The organism is Dasania sp. GY-MA-18 (assembly GCF_024734385.1).
In the GTDB taxonomy this organism is placed as follows: domain Bacteria; phylum Pseudomonadota; class Gammaproteobacteria; order Pseudomonadales; family Dasaniaceae; genus Dasania; species Dasania phycosphaerae.
In genome coordinates, this window is record NZ_JANHAP010000007.1 from 107926 (window position 1) to 134167 (window position 26242).

The following is a 26242-nucleotide window of genomic DNA, read 5'->3' on the forward strand; positions in this document are numbered from 1 at the left end:
GCTTTAGTGCTTAAACCCGTTAGCCGTTAAAAGACGGATAACGAGTGCTACCCAAAAATTATTTTCAATACTGCAGCTTGCCTACGCTATGCTAGTTCATAGCGTAGTGCTGCTGTGCAGCAAAATATAGAGGTTAAGGTATGAATATTTTTGAACAGGCCCAAGGCCAACATATTAATTCCTATTACGCAGCCAGTGCTAATGGCGCTACCGACTTCCCCGCGCTAAGCGAGCATATAGAGGCTGAGGTTTGCGTAGTGGGCGGCGGCTATGCTGGCATGTCGGCAGCTATAGAGCTGGCCGAACAAGGCCATAGTGTGGTGTTGTTAGAGGCGGTAAAAATGGGCTGGGCAGCCTCGGGCCGTAACGGCGGCCAAATCATCGGTGGCTGGAATGCTGGTTATGATGACTTGGCCAATAGCTTTGGTCGCGATACCGCCACCCTCTTTGCTGAGATGAGTGAAGAGGGTAAGCAAATTATTTATCAGCGTGCCGAAAAATACGGCATAGAGGCAGATATTAAAAAAGGCTATGTCACTGCCGCCATGTATAAGCCGCATTTGGCCGACGTACAGCATTACGCTGAAGAGCTAGAGCAGTGGGGCTACCCTCACAAGGTGACGGTATTATCACAGCAAGACATGCAACAGCATGTGGCCAGCGATAGGTATATAGGCGGTTTATTTGATGAGGGCAGCGGCCACTTTCACCCCTTAAACTATGCCCTGGGCGAGGCCAAGGCCGCAGCTAGTTTGGGGGTGCGTATTTTTGAGCACTCGCCGGTCATAAAAGTGGATGCTGGCGACGAGCCTAAGCTGTATACCGAGCAGGGCAGTGTTAAAGCCAAGCAAGTAATTTTAGCGGGCAACTGTTATTTGGGTAAAACCGCACCCAAGTTGCAGAAGAAAATCATGCCCGCCAGCACTTTTATTATTGCTACCGAGCCTTTAGGGGCGGAGCGGGCTAAGCAGTTACTGCCCACCGATGCTGCCGTGTGCGACCTGCGCCATATTTTGGATTATTTTCGCCTATCGGCCGATGGCCGTTTATTGTTTGGTGGTAAAACCATTTATCGCGGCGTAGACCCTAAAAATATCGCTAAGGTTATGCGTAAGGATATGTTAAAAGTTTTCCCGCAATTGGCAGATGTCAAAATTGATTATGCCTGGGGCGGCCATATCGATTTATCTGTTAACCGTATGCCCTATGTGGGTGAGTACGAGGCCAATGTTTATTTTGCTCAGGGCTTTTCTGGCCACGGTGTGGTGCCTGCCCATATTGCCGGGCGAGTCTTGGCAGAAAAAGTGATGGGCCGCACAGAGCGCTATGATGCCTGGCAGCAAATCAAACATTATAGCTTTCCCGGTGGAACTTTATTACGTAAACCGGGTTTTCTATTAGGATCTAGTTTTTTCTATTTACAGGATATCTGGGCCTCGCTGCGTTAAGCGCAGGCCTTAGGTTTTTCTGATTTTTTAATAAGGACTTAATATGAAGATAATCACTATGAGCGTGGCGGCAATATTATTTAGCATGGCTGCCATAGCAGAGCCCGAAGTCAAAGGCGGCCCTGAAGAACTGCGCCGCTTTTTACACCCCCAAGATAGCATAGTTAGCATACACGCCAGTGCCGAAGAAACAGCCTACTCTGATACCGCCATAGTCAGTTTAGTGTTTACTACCGAAGAGAAAAACCTGGCGGATGCACTGGCTAAAAACAGCTCGCTGCGTGAGCAAGTTAAGCAAAAATTACTAGCCGCCGGTATAGCGGCTAAGCATATTAACAGTGCTAAATTCGCAACCTCGCCGCAGTTTGGCTGGTTTGGTAGCAAACCCAGCAGCTATAAAGTGATAAACCGTATGGCGGTGGAAATATCAGAAGAGTCACACTTAAAATCCCTGGCGGTAGTGGCCGATGAAAGCGCGGCCATAGAGCTATCGGATACCAGTTTTAAGCACAGTCAAAAAGACGAGTTTAATAATAAGGTTAAACAGTTGGCACTTAATAAAGTGATGCAGCAAAAAACCTTTTATGAAAATTCTTTGGGGGTGAGTTTAACTCCGGTTAATTTTCGTGAGGGCGCAACTGTTCATGCTGCCACCCGCGGTGCTGCTATGTTAGAAGAGGTAGTATTAAGCGCTAAAAAAGTAAAGCGCAGTGTACAGGATGCCGCCATGAGCTATATGGGCCAGCCCCAGGCTACAGCGGAGGCCTCCTTTGATGAGGTGGCGTATAGGGCTGACCTGACAGTAGATTTTAAAATTGAGCCTAGGGCCGCTGCTAAGTAATTTTAAAGTCACACCGCAGCGGCGAATTACAGGGATGTATTCGCAGCCTGCTGCTAGCGTTAAACGCCCCCACGCTAATGCCTGATTAAATATAAAGCTTTGCCCTAATCCTTTTTGTGTAAATATTATGCAGCAGTTAAACTGCGCTTCCTTTTATTATCTATTGTTGGTCGTCTTATGCAGTCAAAAGCACATTTTTGGGGTTGGGTGTTACTGTTTGTGAGTTTTGTTTGGGGTATAGAGTTTTCCCTGGTACATAAATCGCTGGATACCTTAGGCCCCAATACCTTTAATACCTTGCGTTTTGGCATTGCTGTTATCAGTTTGTCACTTTACTTTATTCTGCTAAGGCAGCCCTTGTGGGCCAAGCTAAACAAATCAGTGTTGCATCATGGCATTATTTTAGGGGCAGTTTTGTTTACGGGCTTTGCGGCGCAAACTATAGGCCTGCAATACACTACGGCCAGCAATGCCGGTTTTATTACCGGCTTAAATGTTATTTTGGTGCCTATTATTGCTCTGCTATGGCTAAAGCAGCCACAACAGTGGTTTGTGTGGCTGGGGGTAGCACTGGCGGTAGTGGGCACCTTGCTGCTGACCGGTGGCTTATCGGGTTTTGGTAGCGGTGAGTTGCTGGTGTTGTTATGTGCATTGATGTTTGCGGTGCATATTGTGTATACCGGCGTTTATGTGCGCGAGGTAGATCCGCTGGCGCTAACGCAGGTGCAATTAATTACAGTAACTTTGTTAAGTCTGCTGGCAGCGGCTTATTACGAGCAGGAATCTTTACTGGCATTACCCGAACACCTGATTAGCAATGCCAACACTGAAGTGGGGCAAACCCTATGGCTAGCGTTGTTGCTAGGCGGCACGGTAGGGACTAGCTTGGCCTATGTGGCACAGACCATAGGCCAAAAATATTTGGATGCTTGGCGCGTAGGGGTGATATATGCCACTGAACCTTTATTTGCGGCACTGGGCGGTTTTTGGATTTTGTCAGAAACCTTGAGCAGCTATGCTTGGCTGGGTGCGGGCTTTATTATCGCAGGTATGTTAATCGCTGAGTTAATGGAAGGTGATCAGCCTGAGGTCGATGATAGCGCTTTGGCCTAATACGCTAACAGTGACTAGCTTTCTATAGTATTAGAAAAAGTGCATTAAAGAGTAGGAGAGCAGAGAGTGATTTCCAAAAAATATACGACTTATGTATTTTCTTTTTTTATGTCGTTGTTAATGTCTGCCATTATGTCTATGGTGGTGAGTTTACTCAATGTGGGGCTGGTGGAAAATATTTTTGCTATTTGGTTGCGGGCCTGGGGTATTTCTTTTGTAATTGCTTTTCCTACGATTATTGTTATCTCGCCGCTGGTTAAACGGCTGGTTAATTTAGTGATTAGCAAATAATCAGCTGGCGCTTTTTATTGATGGCGCTATCTTTTGGCTAGGTTTTTTCGAGTTGAGCGTTAGCCCTGCTCATTGTGGATTTAAAAAACAGGGTAGTCCCCATCAGCAAAAAAAGGCGGTTGCAGTGTTTCATAGGCGCTGGCGGCTTTAAATACACTGTGCTCGTCGTAGGCCTTGCCCACAATTTGTATGCCGGTAGGAACATTATTGCTGTCTTTGCCGGAGGGCATGCTCAGCACCGGGCAGCGGCTTAAGCTATTAAAATAATAGGTCATGGAATCAGAGCCAAAATTAGGGCTAATCAATTTATCGTTAATGCTTAGCGAGTTAACGCTATAGTCCCAATCGGCGGGTACTTTTGCGGTGGCTGCAGTGGGGCATATCAATACATCATAAGAATCCATGGCGCGGTTGAAGGCATTATACATTTCAGCTTCATGGGCTTTGGCCTTGAGTAAATCATCTATACTAATCACTTTGCTGTCGGCAAATAGCGACTGTACATAGGGCGTTAACTGTTCTAGTTGTGCAGGCGAGGCAAACTGCTGTTTTAAAATATTGATGGCATAAAAATAGATGTGGGTAAAAAAGGTCTCTATACATTGCTCGTTCCAGTCTATAGCGACTTCTTCTACTATGGCGCCTAAGTCTTGAAATTTTTTAACTGCGGTCAAGGTGTTTTTTTGTACATCTCTATCCACTTCCCTGTGACCTAAATCTAAACTGTAGGCTATGCGCATACCGGCAATATTGTCATAGCTGTTGGGCAAAATAAGTTTAGGGCTGAGGCTACAAATATCACTGGGGTGAGGGCCTGCAATTTGGTTTTGAAATAAAATAATATCTGCTACCGATCTGGCCATAGGGCCTTCGTGGCAGTAAGTATCAAAATTCCACGGTGGTGATTGTGGCACTCGGCCGTAGGGCGGTTTATAGCCGACTATGCCGTTGTGTGAGGCCGGTATGCGAATAGAGCCGCCTATGTCACTGCCGGTAGCTAAGGTCGCCGTGCCTGAAGCCAGTGCTGCACCCGAGCCGCCCGATGAGCCGCCAGCACTATAGGCTTTATTCCAAGGGTTGCGGGTAACGCCCCATAGCTTGGAAACAGTATTGGAGTGCATGCAAAATTCAGGGGTGGTGGTGCGTACATGGGCAATAGCGCCTGCGTCTAGCAAGCGCTGTAACATAGGCGAAGTATTATCGGCGATAGCGTTTTTTAATAATAGCGAACCTTGCGTGCAAGGCCTGCCTTGTTGTGCGGTCTCATCTTTTACCCCTAGGGTGATACCTGCTAAGGGTTTGGCGCGACCTTGCCTATAAGCGAGCTCGGCCGCTTGCGCGGCCTGTAAGGCTTGATCATAAAACTGAAAGGCTAAGGCATTAACAGAAGGTTCCACTTTTTCTGCTCTGGCAATTTGTGCCTGCAGAATATCTACGGGCGATAGTTCGCCCGATAAAAAGTGTTTGATGGCCGTTGTTGCCGATAAATAGCAAAGCTCTTCAGACATTATTGAATAACCTTACGCTCACGATTAGCTAGACATTAAAGCTTTGGATAATCACAGGTAGCAAAGAATGGTTTATTAATCGCTTCATAGGCGCTAGCTGCTCTAAACACTGTGTGTTCGTCGTAAGCCTTACCAACGATTTGTATACCGGTGGGTACATTGTTTCTATCTTTACCTGCTGGCATGTTTAATACCGGGCAGCGGCTGAGTATATTGAAGTAATAGGTCAGCATTTCCGTTACAAACATAGGCTCTATTTTTTTGCCGTTTATTTCTAAGGGCGTGGTACTAAAATCCCAGTCGGCGGCAAAGCTGGCGGTAGCCATGGTGGGGCAGATAAATAAATCATAGTCGGCGGTGGCCTGGGTAAACTGCTGGTACATTTCACCTTCATGTTGCTTGGCGTCAATAATATCGGGGATGCTAACGCCATTAGATTGCTCTAGTAAAAAGCGTACATAGCTGGTGAGCTGCTCGTACTGCACAGCATCGGTGAGAGATTTTTTCAATATGCCCATGGCATAAAAATATAAGTGGGTTAAATAAGTTTGGCGGCAGCGCTTGGTCCATCCTATAGAGACTTCTTCAACTATGGCGCCCAGATCGCGGAATTTCTGCAAGGCCATTAAGGTGTTTTCGCGTATGTCATTATCCACTTCGCGATGTTCAAAATCTAAGCTGTAGGCTATGCGCATACCGGCGATATTGTCATAGCTATTGGGCAGGATAAGCTTGGGGCTTAGGCTGGCAATATCACTGGGGTGGGGGCCGTTAATCTGATTCTGGAATAAAATGGTGTCGGCTACAGTCCTAGCCATAGGGCCTTCATGGCAGTAAGTGTCAAAGCTCCAGGGCGGTGATTGCGGTACGCGACCAAAAGGCGGCTTGTAACCGACTATGCCGTTTTGTGACGCGGGTATGCGTATAGAGCCTGCAATATCACTGCCGGTGGCTATAGTGGTTGTGCCTGAGGCTAATGCCGCACCCGAGCCACCCGATGAGCCGCCGGGGCTATAAGCTAAGTTCCATGGGTTGCGAGTAACCCCCCATAATTTCGACATAGTACACGAGTGCATACAAAACTCAGGTGTGGCAGTGCGGGCATGAGGAATAGCACCAGCATCAAGCAAGCGCTGCATCATAGGTGCATTGCTGTCGGATACATGGTCTTTTAATAATAATGAGCCGTGAGAGTTGGGTTTGCCCTTGTGGGCAAGCTCATCTTTTACTGCCAGTGTTATGCCCTCTAAGGGTCTGGCGGTGCCATTTTGATAGGCTTTTTCGGCAGCCTTGGCCATGTCCATGGCTTCGTCATAAAAGGTATATACCAAAGCGTTTACTTCGGGCTCTACTTGTTGGGCGCGCTCGATTTGCGCCTGTAATAACTCTACCGGTGATAGTTCTCCAGAGCTAAATAATTGTATGGCCTCTACCGCCGACAAATAACACAATTCATTAGACATAATGCTTTCCTTTAATACATAAGTGTTTTGATGGTAAAAATTAAATTGTTTTGCCCGTGTTTTTTAAGGCTAGGGCAAACAGGCATAAGCTCAGTACTACGCCGCCGGTGGCTAAATGCCCCACGGCAATAAAATTGCTATTAGAAATTAATAAGCCCGCGGCGGCTGGGCCCATTGCGCCGCCTAGGGTTTGAAAAGCTGGCGTTAACGCCACCGCTTTGCCGGATGGATCGCATTGATTAACTGCGGCATATTGATAGGGCATGGAAAAATTCCACATGGCGGCGTATAGCAGTGCGGCCATAAAATAAAATTCTGCCGATATAGTAAAAGACAAGCCATAAACAGCTAACACTATGCCAGCGGTTGCTAAGCCTAAGGGTCTAATCCTGCCATAGCGATCGCCTAAATAGGATGCGGCCAAAGAGCCTATGATGGCGATCATGGCGGCTATGGCTAGCAGGGTGCTGGCGCTTTCGGTGCTTAAGTTGGAAGCTACGCCCATTCTTTCTATATAGGTCCAGACACTGCCTATGTTGAAGAAAAATAAAAAGCAGGCAGCAACAGAAAGTAAAGCTTTAGGATTGGCGAGCACGCCCAATGCACTGGGGCTAAGATCAGCTACTGCTCTGCCAGCGCAGGGCAGCCAATAAATAACCGCCAGCCCTGATAGCGCTAAAATTGCCATTAAGCTATATATGCTATCGAAGCCCCATAGGTTGATGGCTTGTGGGGTAAGAAAAATTAGCAGGCTGGATCCTGTGACTTGTAAAGAAACTGCATAGCCAAACGCGCGGTCGGGGTTGGCAGTATCAGATAAAATAATCAGGCTAAGTGAATACAAAGCACCGCTGCCCAAACTTATGCAGGCAAACCCTATGAGTTTGCTGATATATAGTTGGGAAGAAAAGCCAATAAAGCAGCCAATAATAAATAGCGCTAAACTAATTGCTGCACTGTATTGCCAGTTATAGCGCCTTACCCAAAATAGTGCAGAGGTAGAGCTAAGGCTGTATAGCAATAATAGGGCGGCAGAAAAATAACCCAGCTGTTGATTATTGAGGCTAAATTGATTGGCACTGGCGCCGATAATGACGGGCTGAATTAGCACCATGAGTGAGCCTATAAGATTAAGCCATAGCGCTGCGGCGATAGCTCGCGGGCGGAACAGGCTAGTCTCATTAGTACTGTGATTACTGGCAACTGTTTCTTCAAGATAAGATGTATTCATAACTTAGCCGTAGGCGACTATGCCGTGATAAGCGGCACAGTGGTTGTTAGGAAGCTGCATTTATATGCCTATAGCTTTGGCAGAATAAATGCAGCTAGGTTTTTACATAGAGCTTGCTACCAGTTGTATAACGCCTCTATAGACCAGCTACGAGGTTGCCCTGGTACTAGCGGGTAGGTCACAACATCATCTGTGGTAACACGGGCGGCATACTCTTCGTTGGCTAAGTTTTTACCCGCCAGCGCAAGTTCCCAGCGTCCCTCCACATCGGCGATAGCAAAGCGCGCGTTTAACAGGCCGTATCCATCTTGGCCTTTGGCGGCGTGATCCAGTGGGCTGATAGTGGAGTCTTTGGAGACTATATCGTCGCGCCAGTTATAACCCAGCTCAGCTTCAGCCTCGTAGGCGTCACTAAGCATCCAGCTGTAATTGGCTTGCAGGGTATAGCTAAAGTCAGGTGCAAAGGTTCTGTCTAAACCATCTAGGGTTTGAGTATTACCTGCGGGGTCAAACACTGGGGTTTTTTTGGCTTCGGTAAATTCGGCGTCTAGCCAGGTAAAGCTGCCGGATAGTTTTAAGCCCTCTACTGCTTGGGGCAGCCAAATAATATCTAGCTCATAACCTAAGTGTTCGGCGTCACCCATATTATCTAGTTTCGATAGCTGGGTGTTGGTGACATCACTTTCTATGACTATAAAGCCTTGCACTTCCTGGTAATCGTAAAAGAAGACATCGCCGTTAACGCGTAGGGTGTTGTCTAGCCAATTACTTTTAAAGCCTACTTCATAGGAAAGTACATGTTCTTCTTTATAGGGCTGTACGTCACTTTCATAAAAGGAGAAACCGCCAAAGAAACCGCCGGATTTAAAGCCTTGGGTTATTTTTCCGTAAACTAATATATCTTCGGTAGGCGTCCAATCTAAGCCTAAGTGGCCGGAGTAATTGTGCTCTAATTTATAGTCGGTTTTTATATTATTTAGAATGTAGCTAGGCCCGCCAAAGTTGTTAAGAGGATCTTCGTCGAAATGAAATACGTTAAAAATTTCTTTTTCTTCATCAGTGTAACGCAGTGAGCCATTGGCAGCTAAGTAGTCATTGATTTGGTATTTTAACTGTACATAGGCCGACCAGGATTCGTTTTCTTGCTCAAAGCCTCTTTCGCTAGAGGTTTGGAAAAATGGAAAATCGGTTAAGTCACCTTTGCGGTTATCACTGATTTCGTCCTCGGCATAAGTAAAGCCTATTAACCAATCCAGTTTGCCATTGCCGTTAGAGGTCAGTCTAAATTCTTGCGACCAAGATTTAATTTCGGCATCGCCTTCTCTTTCATTTAAAAAGTTGGGCGCTTCGGCATCAAAGTCAAACTCTTGTTTATTTTCGTAATCGATATAGCCGGTGATGGCGGTAAAGGTGGCAAAACTCATATCCCAGTTGATATGCATGGCAAAAGCCTGCCATGAATTATCTAGCTCATTGGTGGGCGGTGCTAATACTTTGGTGCCGTCTCTATCTTGCTCTGAGGGCAGCGGTAGGCTGGGGTCTAGTACGTTACCAAAGGTAAAGCAGCTGTCTTCATCGGCTTTGCCATTGAGGGCTGCCTGACAGAAATTACCCATGGCATCGTATACCGGCTGATTGTATAGCAGTGTGGTTTCGGAGCGGTCGTAGCCGCCATCCACTTTAAAGAGCACATCGACATTGTCATTGGCCTGAAATAATAATTGTGCACGGTAGGCGCTAAAATCACTGTCGCCCCATTCGTCATCTTTGGCAGTGGCTAAGGAGTCTTGCCAGCCGCCACCTTGGTGGGTGGTGGCCGCTAAGCGTATGGCAACTTTGTCGCTAAGGGCGGTGCCTACAGCGCCCTCCAGGGTGCTGCTGTTCCATTTGCCATAAGAGGCTTTTAAGTAACCGTTGTTACCATCTTGCAGTGAGGGGGCTTGTGAGTGTATGAGTACGGCGCCACCGCTGGTATTTTTACCATAGAGGCCGCCTTGTGGGCCTTTTAGTATTTCTACCCGTTCTATATCAAATAAGCCTATGCCGCCCATGACATTGGAGGTGAGGTAAAAGTCATCATAATAAATGGCAGAGGCTGGGGTGTTGTTGGAGTTAAAATCTGCCAAGCCTACGCCGCGTATAACCCAGGTGGGTTGGCCTGCACCGCGGTCGTCAAACAGTTCTACGCCGGGTACAAACTCAATTAAATCTTGCACTGCATTGGCGCCGGATTTTTTTAAATCTTCCTGTGAAAAGGCTGCCACGGCGATGGGTACGTCTTGTAAGCTTTCGTTACGTTTTTGGGCGCTAACTATCACCTCTTCTAGTACAGCGGCATAGCTGAGGTTGGCATTAATAGCCACTGCGGTAGCGATGGCTGTAACTAGTCGTTTTTTATTGTTCATTACATTCTCCAGTCTGTTATCCATTATTATTGTGGTTTTGCTGTTACTTTATTGCGCTTACTACTAGTTTGGTTTTATTCGCCGCCAAACCAATTCTCTTGCCGCTGCTGGGGGTCAAACTCCCAGTGCACGTGTTTAGTTTCTAAAAAACTTTCCAACCCTTCGGGGCCTAACTCTCTGGCTGAGGTTCCGCTTTGTTTCATGCCGCCGAAGGGGCCGGCAACATTGTCAGGTAGGGGGTCGTTGATCCAGATGGTTCCAGCTTTAACGTTTTGAAAAAATTGCCGTATCAATTGGGCGTCATTGCTCATAAGGCAGGCGCCTAGGCCATAAATGCTGTCGTTAACGTAATCTATGGCTTGCTCAAAACTTTGGTAGGGCATTACTGCAACTATGGGGCCGAAGGATTCTTCGCTCATGCATAGCATGCTGTGATTGGCGTTGGTGATAAGTGTGGGCGGGTAAAAATAACCTTGCTGTAAATGTTTGCTACGCTCGCCGCCGCATAAAACTTTAGCGCCTTTGCTAATGGCATCCTGTACGTGCAGGTCAATTTTTTTAAGGCCCTGTTCATCGCATAGTGGCCCCATTTGGCTGTTGGGGTTATCGCCGGGGCCTATGTTGATAGATTGATAAACCGCTAATAACTGCTCTATAAATAATGGGTAATGTTGTTGCGGTACATAGATGCGTTCGGTTGATGTGCATATTTGCCCGGCGTTCCATATAGAGGAGCTGCCAAAGGCTCGGGCGGCTAAGGCAATATCGGCATCGGGGGCGACTACAGCGGCATCTTTACCGCCCAGTTCTAGATGTAAATTTTTTACCATGCCCGCGGTTTTTTGTGCGATGCGTGTGCCGGTACGGCTGGAGCCGGTAAAGGCTATGGTAGGTACATCGGGGTGGCAGGTAAGTGCATCGCCCATTTTTTCACCCAGCCCGGTAATGATATTGATAACTCCGCTAGGAAAATCATCAAACACCCTATCGGCCAGCATTAGCGTAGTCAGCGGTGTTTTTTCAGATGGTTTAATAATGACGGTATTGCCTGCGGCTAGCGCTGGGGCAATTTTCCAAAACAACAGTAATAAGGGGTAGTTAAAAGGGGTAATACAGGCAGTGACGCCGTAAGGTTCTTTGAGTACAAAGTTAAAAGCTGATTCGTGTATGGGGGGGAGTACTCGGCCTATGCCGTTTTTAATCAGTTCGGCGTAGTAGTCTATGCACTCTACTGACCACTCGATTTCACAGTGTGACTCAAACAAGGTTTTACCTTGCTCTAGGGTTAATTGCTGAGCCAGTTGCTCTTTGTGTTGCTCTAACTTTCTGGCCATGCCGTGTAGCAAAAGGCTGCGGCTGGGCACTACGGTTTTTCTCCATTGCTGAAAGGCTAATTTTGAGCTGGCGACGGCTTTGTCTACATCGACGCTGCAGGCATTGGGTACCGTGTCTAGTACGGCTTCGGTGGCGGGGTTGATCACTTCAATTTGGTCGCCATCGTGGGCGTCTTGCCACTGGCCGTTTATATACATTTGCATAAATCAGTAACTTCTTTTGTTTGTGTTGGGCTTAAAAAAGAGCGCCACTAAACAGGCCTAAAAGTTGATTCTTTTTTGTTAAAAATTTGTTTAGTGACGCTTAAGGCCTTAATAGAAGGTGTGTAACACTTCTATCGCGGCTCGCTCCCCAGAGCGCACGGCACCGTTAAGGTAGCCATGATCTTTGTTGTCGGTGTGTTCGCCGGCAAAGAAGATATTGCCTTCTTGTTTTGCTGCGGCGCCGCCAAAGGCTGTGTATTGCCCTTGCCAAAAGCTGGAATATGAGCCTTTAGACCAAGGGTTTATTTCCCAGGCTGAAGTCAGTGCCTTGCCATTAAAGGCGGCGGCGGTGCCGGGGAAAACGTTTTCTATGCTGTTTAAAAAGTTATTGATGTCATTGGCATGTGACACCTGAAAGGGCTGGGTGCTGCTAAGGTTGATGCCTTTACTGCCGCCCAGGTAGTTGGCTAATACACCTTTGCTGCCCGCCTGGTTAGAGGTGGGGTCCCAGCTCACAATGTGGCTATCGGGGTCAGTTAGGGTGTTGCCGTTAGGGGTGATCAATTCGCCGTTAGCGGTAATGGGGTTGTGCCAGGTGCGGCTATTACATTGCACTTGCACTTTGGCGTTGTGGCCCATGCCCAGTTCATTAATGGCCTGACGTTTTTGTGGCCTAAAGGCATTCCAAATAGCGGGAGCAATATCAACATCACGCAGGGTGGTAAAAGGTAGGGCTAGTACCAGTGCGTCACATACCGCGCTGCTGCCATCGTTAAAGCTGAGGGTATAAGGGCCGTTGGCGCTGCCTTGGATGGCAGTTAGGGCTTTATCGGTAATTACCGAGCCAGCGGGTAGCTCTTGTTCCATGCCGGTAATTAACTGGTCGGCACCGCCTCTGATGCGAAAGCGCTCGGGGGCGGGGTGGGGCTTAGATGACATAATGCCCAGCATATTGAGGGCGGACTGTTGATCGGGGTCTACTCCTAGCTCACTAACGCCTAAGCCCAGCATTAAGCGGCCTATAGAGCTGTTGCGGCCTAGGCCTATTTCATCCATCCAGTCGGCGGCTAGCATATTGTCTAGGCGCAGATGTTCAGCGTTATAGTTTTCGTAAGTGACTTGGCCTGGGTTGGGGGCGGCCTTAAGGGCATTGTTGAGGGTGAGGATTAGCTCTATATCCCAGTCATTATTAATTTGGCTTTCGGTGTAATATTGGCCGTCTACATAACCCATCCATTGCTTGCCATCAGGGGGGGAGGCTAGTTCGTCATCTAAGGTGAGCCCTAGCTTATTGGCGAGGTTGCGAATTTCGGTTTGGTCGGTATTAATAAATTCACCGCCCCATTCGGTGATTTGGCCGTCATCAAAATAACCTCTGGCGGTATAACAGCGGCCACCTAAGCGGGTAGAGGCCTCGTAGACGGTGACATCAAAACCGCTGCCTAATTGGTTGAGCCTATGGGCGCAGCGTAAGCCTGCTAGGCCGGCACCGACTACGGCAACCTTGACGCCAGATGAGGGCGGCCCGCCCTGGGCCATGGCGGAGCGGGAGGATAGGACGCCGCTGGTGCTAACAGCGGCTACGGCGGCAGCGACACCGGTTTTTTGCAAAAAGGCCCTGCGATCCTGGCTTTCTAAGGCTAGTTGCTTTTGTTGTTTGGCGAGAGTGGCTGCTTGCTCATCGTGCATTTCCAAGGCTTCTTTTAGGGGGGTGCCTTGCTGATGGCTATTAGCGCCTACATCCAGCACTTTGCGGATAATGTTGGTGATGGGTGAGTACGCCATACGCGGCTGTTTAGGCATGATTGCCTCCTGTTATCGTTATTGTTTTCGGGGTAATTGAAACCTTAGGTGCTACAACGTATAACAACACCAGTTTTCCGACCTATTGGTCGGGTGATATTTATACTGATTCGTTGTTTGTATGTCAATGTGCTTTTTCAAAGGGGTTTTTATTGGTGTTTTTACGTGTTTAAATGATTTTTTAGGTTATTTTATTTTGTTATTTGACTGTTGGTCGGGTTTTTGTGGTGGTATTTGTTCCCTAAAGCAGCAGGTTTGAGGTCTAACAAGGGCTCTCTAGATTTATCCACTTGGCTTTGCTGTAGCTTATGGGGCAGTATTGTGACGGGCTAAGTAAGGGGTTATTGAAGGTAGATGTGCTATGGAGTTGTCGATAGAAGAGGATGCAAAGTTGAGTAAAGTAGTAGTGGATGAGCCTGCTAAGCAGATAAAAATTAGAAAGCAGCCCTCCCAGCCGCGCGGTATCAAAACAGTGGAGCGGATTTTGGAGGCCACCCGCGAGATATTGCAAAGCGAAGGAGCCGAGGGCTTTACCATGAAAAAAGTGGCGGAGCGCTTGGGTATGTCTAAGGGGTCACTGTATGAGTATTTCCCCAATAAAGAGTCGATTATTTATGTGATTGCCGACCAGTGGTTGGATGCTCATAAGCAGAATTTTTTAAGCAATTCGCCCAGCGAGCGGCACTATGATAATTGCATGGCTTGGGTAGAGCAGGTAGCGGCGGGTACGGTGAAGTTATATGCCAATCAGCCGGGCTTGCCCGAGGTGCTAAATGTGCTGCGCACTAGCCCAGAGCTGCATCAGCATGACTTGATGCATGATAAGTTTGTGGTGGAGGCATCGGCTAAGGGCTTTAAGCATTTCTACCCAGAGGCAGATGAGGTGGAGGTGCAGGCTTTGGCACAAACCTTATTCACTATGACTCACTATGTGTTGATAGATGTGTACGTGCGGCATGTGGCCAATGGTGAACAGGTGATGAATAATCTCAAGTTTGCGGTTTCGGCATTGCTGCTGAGGTTGGTTAATCGCTAAGCCTGGGCTTGTTTTTTTGTGCGGGTATGAGTGCTTAACTGCGCTCTAGCTGTAATTGCAGGGCGCTGAATTGTCGCTCTATTAGTTCGTTATAGGGGGCGTTAAACACTATCTCACCTTCGCTGTGATTTAGCCCATCTATGCGGCCGCTAACACTGCTGTGTGCGAGTATGCTGGGGTCCACATATAAGCCTTTGCTGTGGGGGGGGGCGCAGGCCTGAGTGATTAGTTGTTGCTTGCTAAAGTCGTCGCTATGGCTGGTCATGGTAACAACAGCGTTAAAGGCCAGGCTGTTGCTGTCGCAGGAAAATAATTGCTCGATAATTTTGCCGCAGCACAGCGCTTTAAACGGGTGGTCGTTCTCATCTTTGTTTTGATAAAACAGGGCGCTAAAGCTATAGGGGCGGCTGACTTCAACGCGGCCATCGTAAAGTTTGCCTATGGTGTTGAGTTGCTGTTGATAGTGTTTTAGCTGTTCGGGGCTGGGGGCTGTGTCTTGATGTTCAAAATTGATCTGCAGTAGGGCCAGCTCAGCATTAATATTTTTTTGCGGTGCGGGGTTGGGGCCTTTTAGGGTTTGCTCTATCAGTTGTTGCAGTTCATCTTGGCCTGGGTAAGGCAGGCTTTTTCGGCGCGTGTTATTGGGGTAATTGGGGGCGGCAATCAGTGCTTGTAACTGCTCAAAAAGCTGGCTGAGCTTGCCGCCCAGCCACAGGCATAGGGCGTAGCAGCAGGCGCTGAGCAATAGGCTGAGCAGCAGTTGCTGTAGCAGTAGGCCGGTAATGCGAGTGTTTAGGGGCTGGTTATTTATGATGATTAGGCTGTGGCCAGCAATGCTGTCTTGATAGTGTATGGGGGCCATATAGGCCTTGCCTTCTATGCGTTCGCCCGCCTCGGCAACGGGTTTATTCTCTACGTTAAAAATGGCAGCTTGGTGTATGGCTGTGCTGCTGGCCAGCTCTACCAGTAGTGATTGCAGGCTGAGGGTGTCGCCTTGGATTAGCGCGGGTCTGGCGCTAATGGCCAGCTGCTGGCTGAGCTGGTTGCCCAGCTGCTCTAGGTTGGCGTTATTTATGCTCTTGATGGATTGCTGGCTGGCGGCAATTAGTATTAGGCAGCTGCCCAGACACAGTGCGGCGCAGCAGGCAGCCAGTTTATTGGCAAAGGGGAGTTGGCGTATAAAGGGTTGTTGAAGAGGTGATTTAATCAAAATAATGCTACAACCAGTTGCTGCGGAAATTTATTGTTATGGCGGCAGTATAAACCAAGCCCTATGTTGGGGCAGCCATTTTTTGGCGGATAGCGCTTGTTTCCTTAGCTTTGGCCGCTACAATGGCGACATTCTCTATGTTGTATTGGAACCCCCTGTGAAAGAAATCATTCTGATTAATATTGCTGGCGATGATAAGCCCGGCTTAACGGCGTCTATTACCCAAATACTCTCTGCCTATGAGGTTAATATACTGGACATAGGCCAGTCGGTTATTCACGACACGCTCTCGCTGGGGATCTTGGTAGAGGTGCCAGCAGCGGCGGAATCCTCGCCCATATTAAAAGATGTTTTATTTAAGGTGCATGAGCTGGGTTTTTCGGTGCGCTTCTCCCCTATAGATATAGAAGATTACGAACACTGGGTGCAGGGCCAAGGTAAGGCCCGCCATATTATTACGCTGTTATCGCGGCAAATTACGGCGCTGCATTTATCGGCGCTTACCGACATCGTGGCCAAGCATGGTCTCAACATAGATCGCATAGAGCGCCTATCGGGGCGGGTGTCACTCACCCATGAAAACAGCGAAAAGAGTAAGGCCTGTGTAGAATTTTCGGTGCGCGGCAGTTTGGCAGATATGGCCAGCTTTCGCAGCGAGCTGATGCAATTGGCCAACCAGCACGATGTGGATGTGGCCATACAAGAAGATAATATGTTCCGCCGCAACCGTCGCTTGGTGGTATTTGATATGGACTCTACCTTGATAGAGGCCGAGGTCATAGACGAGTTAGCCAAAGCGGCCGGTGTTGGCGAGCAGGTAGCAGAAATTACCGAGCGCGCGATGCAGGGCGAGCTGGATTTTCAAGCTAGCTTTAGAGAGCGGGTAGCCTTATTAAAAGGTTTAGATGAAAGCGTGCTAGCAGGCATCGCTAAAAATCTACCGGTTACTGAGGGCGCGGAAAAGCTGGTTAGCACGTTAAAGCAGTTAGGCTATAAGACCGCTATCTTAAGCGGCGGCTTTAATTACTTTGGTCAATACCTGCAGAAAATGCTGGGTATAGATTATGTCTATGCCAATGACTTAGAGATAGTTGATGGCAAGGTGACCGGCAATGTTAACAGCACTATAGTTGATGGTGCCCGCAAGGCTGAGTTGCTGCGTGAAATTGCTCAGCGCGAAGGTATTAGCCTAGATCAAGCCATAGCCGTAGGTGATGGCGCCAACGACTTGCCTATGTTGAGCATAGCGGGTTTGGGTATAGCTTTTAGAGCCAAGCCCTTAGTCAAAGAATCGGCTAAACAATCTATCTCGACTTTAGGTTTAGATGGGATTTTGTATTTGCTGGGTATAGGGGATCGCTACGCTATAAAGGAGCAGTCGCAAGTAGAAAGCGGCAAGCTGTAAGAAAAAGCTGGGCTCCGGTTTTCACCGGAGTGGCTATTAATTTGTCTCTTGTCTCTTTAGCGCCCTACGGGCGCTAAGCTATATCCGTAAACTCATGGTCCATGGTTTTGCTGGGGCCTGCTAGATAATCCCCTTGGATAAAGTCCGCGCCTATTTGCCATAGCACCGCTAGGGCGGAGGCGTTTTGTATGTCGGGGATTATGGCTTTACTGTTGTTTTCGTTGATGCTGCCAACCAGGGCTTTTAGCGCCTCGGTGTCATTGCTGTTTTGTAGTTGTTCGGTGTAGCCGTTGCTGAGCCGTACGTAATTGGCTTTAACATGCTTTAGTAGTTTGACGGGTTCATCGGCCATACCAAAGTTGGTAATTGAAAAGCGGCAGCCAGATTTTTGTAGTGCCTCGGCAAAGTTGATGGCGGCGGTGAGATTGTTATTTAAATCCTGTTCACTAAATTGAAAGGCTATGGTATCTGCCGGTAGGCCACCAGCTTTTAAGGCTACGCTTAGCCAGGGGATTAGGCCTTCATCATGTAACGCGTTAGCGGTTAAATTAATAAGCAGGTTAATATTTTGGCCTTTGTCGCGTTCGGCGGAAAGTAGCTTGGTGGCCTCTAAAATAATCCAGCGGTCCAGGCGAGTATTAACCGCTTGAAAATTAAGCTGGCCAATAAACTCATTAGCCGATAGCAGTTGCTCGTTTTCATCGCTGTAGTTAACTAATACTTCGTAATGGTCGCCACTGCTGCCGCGCAGGCTGACGATGGGGTGGAAGAGTAGCGAAAATAATTGATCTTCTAATGCTTCTTCTAAAACTTGGTCTAGCTCAGCATCGCCACTGGCATCCCCTAAGGATTTACGTTCACGTTCTGGAATATGAATTTGCGCGCTATTGCCTATGTGTTTGTTATCGGCGGCGATGCGGATTTGTTCGCAGGTTTCATAGGCGCCATCAATAATGCGATAGGGGTCGGTTACTTTCCCGTCCAGTGCCACCACACCTATGCTTACGGTGCATTGCAGTGATTGCTTGTGTACTTCAACTATGTGTGACTCTATGCTTTTGCACAGCTCTTGAGCTAGCTCTAGCGCTTTTTGGGCGCCGGTATCAGATAGTAGTATGGTGTAGCCATCGTCACAGTAATGGGCTAGGCAGCTATCTTGTTGCGTGTGGCTTTGTATATGTTTGGCAATGTCTGCAATGACCGCCTCTATACTGCTAATGCCTATGCGGCGACGCAGCGAGCCGAACTGATCGATGCTAATAAACATCACGGTGCTAATAGTGGTGCCTGCTGCAGCTTGTTTAATATGCGAGTCTAGTTGGGCAATAAAATAATCATGGCTGTATAAGCCAGTAGCCGGGTCGTGATCCATGCTGGCGACGCTTTCGCCGCCATTGCTGCGTTGGCTGATGGTAAGTTGCACGCATTGTTCGTCGTCATAGGTAGCACAGCTGAGTTGCACATGGCTGTCAAACTGCTCGCCGTTTTCTTTGCGGCCAGAAAAATTAAACTGGGTGCTGTCATCGCTGGTTAATTGATTTTTTAATAGGCCTTTAAATTTATCCTGATCTTCATCGGCTATCATATCGACGATGGGGAAGCAGTCTAGGTCTTCGGCAGCGCTATAGCCAAAGGTTTCGGCAAACAGTTGGTTGCTGCCTATAATCATGCCGTCAGAAATGTAGGCTATGGCATCTTGTGATTGGTCTAGCAACATTTCGCAGCGCTGTTCGGCTTCGCTTAGTTGCTCGTTAAGCAGGCGGTTTTTGCGAATGATATTGTATTTGTCCACCTCTCTAAAGGCGGCGTGGCAGAGCCTGGCCTGGTCGGCAGGGTCTATAACATCGCTGGCTCCTGCCTCAAATAATTTGGCTAGGCTATTGCAATTTTCACGTATGACTATGACCGGTAGTTGTAGTTTGGATTTTTTGCGTTGCTCCAAACATTGCTCAGGCTTGATTTCGGGATGGAAGTCATCGGCGATGAGTAAGTCCCAGTCGTCGTCATTTTTAAAGGCAGTAAACAGCTCTTCAGCGGAAGCGACTCTATGCGCTCTGGCGACGCGTCCTGCGTTGCGAAAAATGCTGACTAAGTGTTCGCCGGCATTGTCAGACTCGTTAACCAGTAGCAGCTTGATTGTGCTTTTTCTTGCCATAATTTCTAATAACCACCGTTAAAAAACATTATCCGTTAAGCCTTGCTTCTTTGTAGAAGCGCTTAAAAGTTTTTTGATGCTGTGTTTATAAATTTTTCCATAAAGAGTCAAAGCCGTCATCAATATCGGGGCTAGGCGTCGTTTTTTTACTGTTGTCACTATCCATTACTGAGCCAATTTTTCTAAATTCAAAGCGGTTGTAGGCCCCGGTTTCATTTAGTTTTTTAGTGAGCTGGATTTGCACCTCTTTGCCTTGTTGGTTCAAGGTTACCTTTTGCCCTTCCTTGAAGGGTACTCTGGGGGTAATCAAAGTAACAGGTATATTTAAGCTGGACATTTCAGGCAGTACCAAGGCGCGCAGATATTCATTGGGGCTGCCAGTTTTTTGTACTATGCGTGCGCCATAGGGCGAGGCGGTAGGGCTAATCAGTTCTAGGCCTAGCTGAGTACTTTGGTCGTGCTGATGATCTATCCAGCGTATCACGCCTATGCTCCAGTTGTGGCCGTGCGGTTCCTGAATGCCAACAATTTCACCTGCCTTAATGGTAATGGGGTCATCGTCGGGCCATTTGATGCAATAGCCCTGCGGGCTAGAGTTAAGGGCGCTAACCTGATGATTGCGATACTTGGAGGTTTCCTTATCGTCTTGCAAGCTTTTGCTGATGTGAAAATCGATAGACTCCATGGCGATATTGGTTTGCCCTACATTGGATTCGTAGGGGCTGTCCCAAACGTCTTTTTGCCTGGCTTCTATAGTGGGGGGGCGCATAAAGCGGTTGGACTTTTCCATCACTATAGAGCCCGAGTTGCTATCTGACAGTAGCGCCTCAAAGCTCATTTCGCCAGAGGCAAAATGGTGGGTGGAACTTAGGCCCATGCTGATATTGAGTTCGTCATTGCTCTCTAGGCGCATAAAGGTGCGCTTGCTCATTTCACTCCAGGCCAAAAATAAATGGCCTAGCAGGTCGTTAGAGATAATAAACTGGCCGTCAGTAAACATCAGATTATTTTCTTGTTGCTGCCGTAAGGCTTCAAAGTGATGTATTAACCGGCTGGTATCCAAGCTTAACCAGCTGCTGTCTATGGCTGACTCATAGGCTTCGCGATACAGCGGGGGGGAGTCTGATAGCGGGTTGATTACAAATAAGCTGTCTTGATCGGCGTGTTCAATTTGGCAGTACTGGCTCCAGCTGGTGAGTGGCGCCAGTAGTTGTTTAAAATCTTCCTGTCGCAACTGTTTGGGTTTGGATGCACCTAATAGCAGCACCCTGATATAGGCCGATAGCACTGTGCCATCGCCTATTTCTTTATCGTTGACGTCTATGCTAAGCGCGTTGTGTTGTTGGCCTAGCAAATAAAATTGATGCAGTTGTTGCCATAAATGCTTGTCAGATGACTCGTATAATTGAAAGTTACGGATAAGATTGACCGTGCTCTCAGTAATAGCGCGGTACAGCGCTTTGGCAATAAGCTGATCGGGTTTGCCACCCACTATGCGCTTACCCAGCGCCGAGGCGTGGCTGGCGACTATGGTGTAGCCGGTAATCATTTGCTGGTGCAAGGTTTGGCTGAGGTTGGCCACCTGCTTGGCTTGTTTGGGCAGGATAATAGGCTGATTTAAATAATGCTTGCTTAACGAGCGGCTGACAAAGTGGATCTGCGCCCGCAATTGCTCCAATATTTTATAGCGCTCTTCAGGTAGCAGGCGCACCCGATTAAGCTCGCTAATGGCTTGAAATAGCTGACGGGTGGTTTGCCCTATATTGGCTTTGGGCAGCTGGTCTACCCATTCGATCACCGCATTTTCTTTGCATGCAAAGAAACTGGATCCGTCCAGGTCCTGACGCGGGATTCTGATTCTTATTTGTCCTTCACTACTCATAGGGCGGTTGTAATAACATCTAGTGATTATTGGTTAAGCAACAAGTGTAGCAGAGTTCGCTAACTTGTTGATATTTCGATAGAAGAATCCTCTTTTTCTAGCTTATATACAAGCTTAAAAGGCGGGGATGGGGGTTTTTGAGCCATAGTTGGGCAATTCGCGTACCAGTTTGGGCACTAGGTAGCCGGGCAGCCGGTCGCGCAGCGCTGCCAGTAGTGCAATGGCGCGCTCTTCAGCCACATCAAAATGCGCAGCCCCTTGTACCTTATCTAGCACATGCAGGTAGTAGGGCAGCACGCCTTGGGCAAAAAGTTTTTCGCTCAGTGCCTGCAGGGTGGCGCTGTCGTCGTTGATGTGGGCCAGCAGCACGGATTGGTTGAGTAGGGTGACGCCTGCAGCTTTGAGTTTGGCCATGGCCTGCTGTACGCGCTCGTCCAGTTCATTGGGGTGGTTGCAGTGAATCACAAACACTGTTTGCAGGCGGCTGCCGGTTAACAGGGCTACCAGTTCATCGCTGATGCGTTCGGGTATAACCAGAGGCAGGCGGCTGTGTACGCGCAAGGTGTGTACATGGGGTATGGCGGCTATGCGCTGTACTAATTCGGCTAGTTGTTTATCGCTGGCTACCAGCGGGTCGCCGCCGCTGAGTATCACTTCGCTAATGCTGTTGTCGGCGGCGATATAGTCCAGTGCGTTTTGCCATTCTTGGCGGCTGGGGTTGTTATCCTCATAGGGGAAATGGCGCCTAAAGCAATAGCGGCAGTTTATGGCGCAGCCGCCGCTGACTACCAGCAGCACCCGGCCGTGATATTTATGGATTAAACCAGGGTGAGGGTTACTGCTTTGCTCCTCTAACGGGTCGGCAACAAAGCCTGTTTGCGCTAATAGCTCAGCCCCTTGCGGTAACACTTGCAGTAGCAGAGGGTCATTCCAGTCGCCGCGCTGCATTTTATCCACAAAGGCGCTGGGCACTCGCAGGGCAAAATCTTGGCAGGCCGCAAGGTGCGCGGGCATGTCTTCGGCTTGCAGGTCTAGGCGGGCAAATAGCTCAGCGGGCTCGCGTATTAGCGTTTTAAGCTGTTGCTGCCAGCTGGCGGTGGCCGGGGTTTTGCTCTGCCAAATTAGGTCGGTAGGGGCTGTCATAGGTGTACTGCTCATGGCCAGCGGTGGCCAGGGTTAGGGCTTAAACGCTGGTCATTATACCAAGATTAGCGCAGGGACTAGTAGCGGCTAGAAAAAGCAGGGGCTGGTATGGGGATTATTAATGATACGCCATAATTCCAATGCCGTCTGGTTTTGTGTCGTTTGCTCTGTTATTGTCGCTGACACGGTTGGCAGGTTTAAGCATAGACATGTTATAGGCCTGGGTTGAGCTTAGTGGTTTACTGGCAGCCGGTTAGGGAATGAGGATAAGGGCCGTTATTGCTTTGTTATCAGCTTTCAGGAGCCGCATGCCATGATTATAGTTAGCCCCTCTAGTGCCGACAGCACGCAACAGCAGTTTGAGTCTTGGAGCCATGCGGTAAATCAGACCTTTAGCGCGGTTGCCTGTGAGAGAACTGGGGTGCTGACTAGTAATTTTGACGGCCATTTAGCGTCTACCCAGCTTGAGCGTACCCACTTAGCGCAGGTGCAAAGTGCGCCTTTGGATATTTACAGGCGCAAACCCCATATTGCTGAAGTGAGTGATGATTACTATTTGGTTAAGTTTCAAGTCGAAGGTGTAGGTGTTTTTAGCCAGCTGGGGCGCGAGGCTGTGCTAATGCCTGGGGACTTTGTGCTGGCCAGCACGGTCGAGCCCTATGAGTTGCATTTTCCCCAGCATTATCGCCAAGCGGTGTTAGCCATTCCGCAAAATATTTTGCAAGACCAGTTAGCTGACCCCGAGCAGTACCTGGGTAGGCATATGGCCAGCAACCAAGGCACGAATGGCCTTTGCAGCCAGTTTGTGATGTCGTTGCTGCAGTCTATAGATAATTTTGAGACTGGATTGGTGCAGCGTTTAGAGGCAAATATGCTGGACTTGCTGGTGACCTCATTAACTTATAGTAGGCCTAGCGCGCAGCGTGTGGATAGAGAGTTGCGCGCTGAGCATATCTATCGAGTGAAAAACTTTATTAATAAACACCTTAAAGATACCCGGCTATCTCCCGAAATGATTGCGCAAGCACAGGGGATTAGCACCCGCTATTTGCACATGTTGTTTAAGCCTGAGGGGGTGTCGGTAGGCCGCTATATACAGCAGCAACGCTTGCAAGGCTGTAAAGCCTCTTTGGAAAACCCCGAGCTTAGCGCGCTCACCGCTACAGAAATTGCTTATCACTGGGGCTTTAATGATGCTTCGCATTTTGGCCGTAGCTTTAAAGCAATGTTTGGAGTTTCGCCAGGTCAATACCGTAAATGCTTATAGTTATTGATCTTTATTACTGCCACTAATTTTTTATTGATCTATGCGCAAGCTTTGTAATGCCTTTTAGCTTTGCATTTCATCAGGGCCTGTGTATTTCGCTTTCAGTCAATTTTTCTTTTCTCTCTAGTGCCATCGCTGTTGGCTTTTGTTTGCTTTACTAGCTTTACTAAAGTGAAACAGCTTTGGTTGATTTGGGCCGCGCCCAAATAAATCATAACAAAAATAATATGCACCCTATTCATGCCAACGCTATGAGTATCAAAGGGTAAAGGAGAGATCGATGCCAAATGTAAAAGGTCAAAAAAAATTTTTAAGTTGCAGTATCGCAGGGCTATTGTCTACCGCTATGACCTTGCCCGTATCTGCAGCGGTACTGGAAGAAGTCATGGTAACCGCTCAGAAGCGCGAACAAAGCCTGCAAGATGTAGGTATATCCGTTTCTGCATTCAGCGGCGACCAGCTAAAAGATTTGGGTGTGACTAACAGCACTGAAATCGTGCAACAAATACCAGGCATGCAACTGCAAACTTTTACCCCCGCTTTCACCATTATCAACTTACGGGGTATCTCCCAAAATAATTTTCAAGACAACTTAGAAGCGCCGGTGGCGGTTTATGTTGATGGTGCCTATGTGCCCAGCATGAATGCCATTAACGGCCAGCTGTTTGATGTGGGGCGGGTAGAAGTTTTGCGTGGTCCGCAGGGCACCTTATTTGGTCGTAACAGTACCGGTGGCTTAGTGCATTACCTTACCCGCGGTGCCGACGCGCAAGAGCTAAATGGCTATATGGAAGTGACGGCGGGTGAATTTGATATGCGCGCCGTAGAAGGTGCAGTCGGTGGCGCTATCAGTGACTCGGTGCGCGCGCGTGTTGCCGGGCGCTGGATGGAGCACGATGGCTATGTGGAGTCACAAACACCGGGTATACGCGATGCCCACGGTGCCAATGGTTACAGCCTACGCGGTGCTTTTGAAATTGATATTACTGACAACTTGCTAGCTGATTTACGATTAGGCGTGGCAGAAGACAGCGATGTGCCTTCGGGCACTTACTCAATAAATTTTGCCAGCGCGGATCCTAACACGGGTTTGGGGGTGCAGGCACCGGGCCGTTTAACGGATGGCTTAGAACATGCTTCCAGCATAGAGGGCAGCTTCGATCGTGATATGACTAACTTTACCGGCACCTTAACCTGGTCGCTGGCTGATGATATGGAGTTGGTGTCTATTACGAATTACCTGGAGCTAGAAAAAGATTATTTAGAAGATGCCGGCGGCGGTTTGTTTTTCTTTCCTTATACCGTCAACACCGAGTTTGATAGTTTTTCACAAGAGCTACGTTTATCGGGCAGCGATGAGGGCATACGCTGGCAAACCGGGCTCTATTATTTGGACATGACTACAGATAATTTTCAGCGGGTTGCTGGTGCGGCCATATTGGGGGCTGCAACGGAAACAGCGCTACAAGATAGCATTGCCAGCTTGGATTCCAAAAACTGGTCGGTGTTTGGGCAGGTGGAATTCGACCTTAGCGATCAGCTGACATTGATTGCCGGTTTGCGCTGGTCGGAAGATGACAAAAGCATAGACTTCGCACAATTTTACGAAGAGCTGGGGGCAGGCACGCCTCGCACGCAGCTATTTGATATCGCCGCCGTGCCAATTAACGATATCGATAACATAGATTACCAAGACTATGCCGCCCGCTTACAGTTGAACTACACCACCGAAGAGGGCGCTTTATTTTATGGCTCTATTAATCGCGGTATTAAAGGCGGCAACTGGTCGGTAGACCCTGTGGGCGGTGTGGCTGCAGGCGACCCCGCAAACTTAAAACATGATGAAGAAGTGCTGCTGTCTTATGAGCTAGGTGTCAAAACAGACTTGAGCGATTGGGCGCGGTTGAATAGCTCCATTTATTACTACGATTACAATGATTACCAGGCATTTTCTTTATTGAACCTAACGCCACAGGTAACTAATTCCGACGCTAGCTCTTATGGTGGTGAGATAGAGCTGACTATGTCGCCAATAGAAGGCATGGATCTGCTATTGGGCTTGGCCTATATAGATTCTGAAGTTGATGCCGTGCCCGATGTATTTGGCGGCACCGTAAAAACAGAGTTCCCCAATGCGCCCAAACTTAGCGTTAACTTATTAGCGCGCTATCAGTGGGAGGCACTGGGCGGCCGCGTGGCTGTACAGGCCGATGGTGTGTGGAACGATGATCAATATATAGAAGCCACCAACTCACAAATTTCCGAAGAAGATGCTCACCTAGTGTGGAATGCGCGCGTCTCTTATGCCTCTTTAGATGAAACCTGGAAAGTGACAGCCTGGGTGAAAAATGTAGGCGATGAAGAATACCGCATGTACAACTTGGATCTGGGCTTACTGGGTATTAGTGAAGAGGTTTATGCGCCACCGCGTTGGGCCGGTGTCACGGCTACCTACAATTTTTAAAGTAGCCAGTTAGCAGTGCTTGCTAACGAATAGAGCAAG

18 protein-coding genes are annotated in these 26242 nt (G+C 48.3%); 8 read left to right on the forward strand and 10 right to left on the reverse strand.

The window, feature by feature from the left end:
- The first annotated feature begins 140 nt into the window (after nucleotides 1-140).
- From NO559_RS09865 to NO559_RS09880, 4 genes are all read left to right on the forward strand, one after another.
- Entirely contained in the window at nucleotides 141-1448 is a 1308-nt protein-coding gene (locus NO559_RS09865; RefSeq protein ID WP_258331656.1) for an FAD-binding oxidoreductase, read from the forward strand.
- A 43-nt stretch (nucleotides 1449-1491) separates the two neighbouring features.
- The gene (locus NO559_RS09870) at nucleotides 1492-2289 is read left to right on the forward strand and encodes an SIMPL domain-containing protein (RefSeq protein ID WP_258331657.1); all 798 of its coding nucleotides are present in this window, start codon (nucleotides 1492-1494) and stop codon (nucleotides 2287-2289) included.
- A gap of 177 nt (nucleotides 2290-2466) precedes the next feature.
- Nucleotides 2467-3402 carry a DMT family transporter gene (locus NO559_RS09875; RefSeq protein ID WP_258331658.1) on the forward strand — a complete coding sequence of 312 codons (936 nt, stop codon included), beginning with the start codon at nucleotides 2467-2469 and terminating at the stop codon, nucleotides 3400-3402.
- 66 nt (nucleotides 3403-3468) lie between these two features.
- Nucleotides 3469-3693: a DUF2798 domain-containing protein gene (locus tag NO559_RS09880; RefSeq protein ID WP_258331659.1), complete on the forward strand. Its 225-nt coding sequence runs from the start codon at nucleotides 3469-3471 to the stop codon at nucleotides 3691-3693.
- Between the two features lie 80 nt (nucleotides 3694-3773).
- On the opposite strand, the gene NO559_RS09885 is transcribed toward NO559_RS09880, so the two are convergent.
- The 6 genes from NO559_RS09885 to NO559_RS09910 all read right to left on the reverse strand — a co-directional run bounded on the left by NO559_RS09885 (nucleotide 3774) and on the right by NO559_RS09910 (nucleotide 13641).
- On the reverse strand, nucleotides 3774-5201 hold the full coding sequence (locus NO559_RS09885) for an amidase (RefSeq protein WP_258331660.1): 1428 nt from the start codon (nucleotides 5199-5201) through the stop codon (nucleotides 3774-3776).
- 35 nt (nucleotides 5202-5236) lie between these two features.
- A complete protein-coding gene (locus NO559_RS09890) occupies nucleotides 5237-6664 on the reverse strand; it encodes an amidase (protein ID WP_258331661.1) in 1428 nt (475 codons plus the stop codon).
- A gap of 40 nt (nucleotides 6665-6704) precedes the next feature.
- Entirely contained in the window at nucleotides 6705-7895 is a 1191-nt protein-coding gene (locus tag NO559_RS09895) for an MFS transporter (protein ID WP_258331662.1), read from the reverse strand.
- Between the two features lie 116 nt (nucleotides 7896-8011).
- A complete protein-coding gene (locus NO559_RS09900; RefSeq protein WP_258331663.1) occupies nucleotides 8012-10300 on the reverse strand; it encodes a TonB-dependent receptor in 2289 nt (762 codons plus the stop codon).
- A gap of 74 nt (nucleotides 10301-10374) precedes the next feature.
- Nucleotides 10375-11838: an aldehyde dehydrogenase gene (locus NO559_RS09905; protein ID WP_258331664.1), complete on the reverse strand. Its 1464-nt coding sequence runs from the start codon at nucleotides 11836-11838 to the stop codon at nucleotides 10375-10377.
- 108 nt (nucleotides 11839-11946) lie between these two features.
- A complete protein-coding gene (locus NO559_RS09910; protein WP_258331665.1) occupies nucleotides 11947-13641 on the reverse strand; it encodes an NAD(P)/FAD-dependent oxidoreductase in 1695 nt (564 codons plus the stop codon).
- A 361-nt stretch (nucleotides 13642-14002) separates the two neighbouring features.
- Here NO559_RS09910 and NO559_RS09915 point away from each other — a divergent pair, with 361 nt between their 5' ends.
- A complete protein-coding gene (locus NO559_RS09915) occupies nucleotides 14003-14677 on the forward strand; it encodes a TetR/AcrR family transcriptional regulator (RefSeq protein WP_258331666.1) in 675 nt (224 codons plus the stop codon).
- A gap of 34 nt (nucleotides 14678-14711) precedes the next feature.
- On the opposite strand, the gene NO559_RS09920 is transcribed toward NO559_RS09915, so the two are convergent.
- Nucleotides 14712-15887, reverse strand: coding sequence for a hypothetical protein (locus tag NO559_RS09920; RefSeq protein ID WP_258331667.1), 1176 nt, complete (start codon nucleotides 15885-15887; stop codon nucleotides 14712-14714).
- 157 nt (nucleotides 15888-16044) lie between these two features.
- On the opposite strand from NO559_RS09920, the gene serB reads away from it, so the two are divergent.
- Complete coding sequence (gene serB, locus NO559_RS09925; RefSeq protein ID WP_258331668.1) at nucleotides 16045-17292, forward strand: phosphoserine phosphatase SerB; 1248 nt, start codon at nucleotides 16045-16047, stop codon at nucleotides 17290-17292.
- A gap of 73 nt (nucleotides 17293-17365) precedes the next feature.
- Here the strand turns inward: serB and NO559_RS09930 are convergent, their stop codons facing one another.
- From NO559_RS09930 to epmB, 3 genes are all read right to left on the reverse strand, one after another.
- On the reverse strand, nucleotides 17366-19447 hold the full coding sequence (locus NO559_RS09930; RefSeq protein WP_258331669.1) for an EAL domain-containing protein: 2082 nt from the start codon (nucleotides 19445-19447) through the stop codon (nucleotides 17366-17368).
- Between the two features lie 85 nt (nucleotides 19448-19532).
- Complete coding sequence (locus tag NO559_RS09935) at nucleotides 19533-21245, reverse strand: hypothetical protein (RefSeq protein ID WP_258331670.1); 1713 nt, start codon at nucleotides 21243-21245, stop codon at nucleotides 19533-19535.
- Nucleotides 21246-21443: 198 nt separating this feature from the next.
- Nucleotides 21444-22472, reverse strand: coding sequence for an EF-P beta-lysylation protein EpmB (gene epmB / locus NO559_RS09940; protein ID WP_258331671.1), 1029 nt, complete (start codon nucleotides 22470-22472; stop codon nucleotides 21444-21446).
- Between the two features lie 313 nt (nucleotides 22473-22785).
- On the opposite strand from epmB, the gene NO559_RS09945 reads away from it, so the two are divergent.
- A complete protein-coding gene (locus NO559_RS09945; RefSeq protein WP_258331672.1) occupies nucleotides 22786-23739 on the forward strand; it encodes a helix-turn-helix domain-containing protein in 954 nt (317 codons plus the stop codon).
- A 280-nt stretch (nucleotides 23740-24019) separates the two neighbouring features.
- On the forward strand, nucleotides 24020-26203 hold the full coding sequence (locus NO559_RS09950) for a TonB-dependent receptor (RefSeq protein ID WP_258331673.1): 2184 nt from the start codon (nucleotides 24020-24022) through the stop codon (nucleotides 26201-26203).
- Nucleotides 26204-26242 lie beyond the last annotated feature (39 nt).

Bases quoted from the DNA above. Each gene is read 5' to 3' on its own strand.
- NO559_RS09890 (WP_258331661.1), bottom strand. From the start codon at position 6,664: ATGTCTAATGAATTGTGTTATTTGTCGGCGGTAGAGGCCATACAATTA.
- NO559_RS09945 (WP_258331672.1), top strand. From the start codon at position 22,786: ATGATTATAGTTAGCCCCTCTAGTGCCGACAGCACGCAACAGCAGTTT.
- NO559_RS09875 (WP_258331658.1), top strand. From the start codon at position 2,467: ATGCAGTCAAAAGCACATTTTTGGGGTTGGGTGTTACTGTTTGTGAGT.
- NO559_RS09910 (WP_258331665.1), bottom strand. From the start codon at position 13,641: ATGCCTAAACAGCCGCGTATGGCGTACTCACCCATCACCAACATTATC.
- NO559_RS09950 (WP_258331673.1), top strand. From the start codon at position 24,020: ATGCCAAATGTAAAAGGTCAAAAAAAATTTTTAAGTTGCAGTATCGCA.
- NO559_RS09895 (WP_258331662.1), bottom strand. From the start codon at position 7,895: ATGAATACATCTTATCTTGAAGAAACAGTTGCCAGTAATCACAGTACT.
- NO559_RS09915 (WP_258331666.1), top strand. From the start codon at position 14,003: ATGGAGTTGTCGATAGAAGAGGATGCAAAGTTGAGTAAAGTAGTAGTG.
- NO559_RS09900 (WP_258331663.1), bottom strand. From the start codon at position 10,300: ATGAACAATAAAAAACGACTAGTTACAGCCATCGCTACCGCAGTGGCT.
- NO559_RS09930 (WP_258331669.1), bottom strand. From the start codon at position 19,447: ATGGCAAGAAAAAGCACAATCAAGCTGCTACTGGTTAACGAGTCTGAC.
- NO559_RS09865 (WP_258331656.1), top strand. From the start codon at position 141: ATGAATATTTTTGAACAGGCCCAAGGCCAACATATTAATTCCTATTAC.
- NO559_RS09905 (WP_258331664.1), bottom strand. From the start codon at position 11,838: ATGCAAATGTATATAAACGGCCAGTGGCAAGACGCCCACGATGGCGAC.
- epmB (WP_258331671.1), bottom strand. From the start codon at position 22,472: ATGACAGCCCCTACCGACCTAATTTGGCAGAGCAAAACCCCGGCCACC.
- NO559_RS09885 (WP_258331660.1), bottom strand. From the start codon at position 5,201: ATGTCTGAAGAGCTTTGCTATTTATCGGCAACAACGGCCATCAAACAC.
- NO559_RS09870 (WP_258331657.1), top strand. From the start codon at position 1,492: ATGAAGATAATCACTATGAGCGTGGCGGCAATATTATTTAGCATGGCT.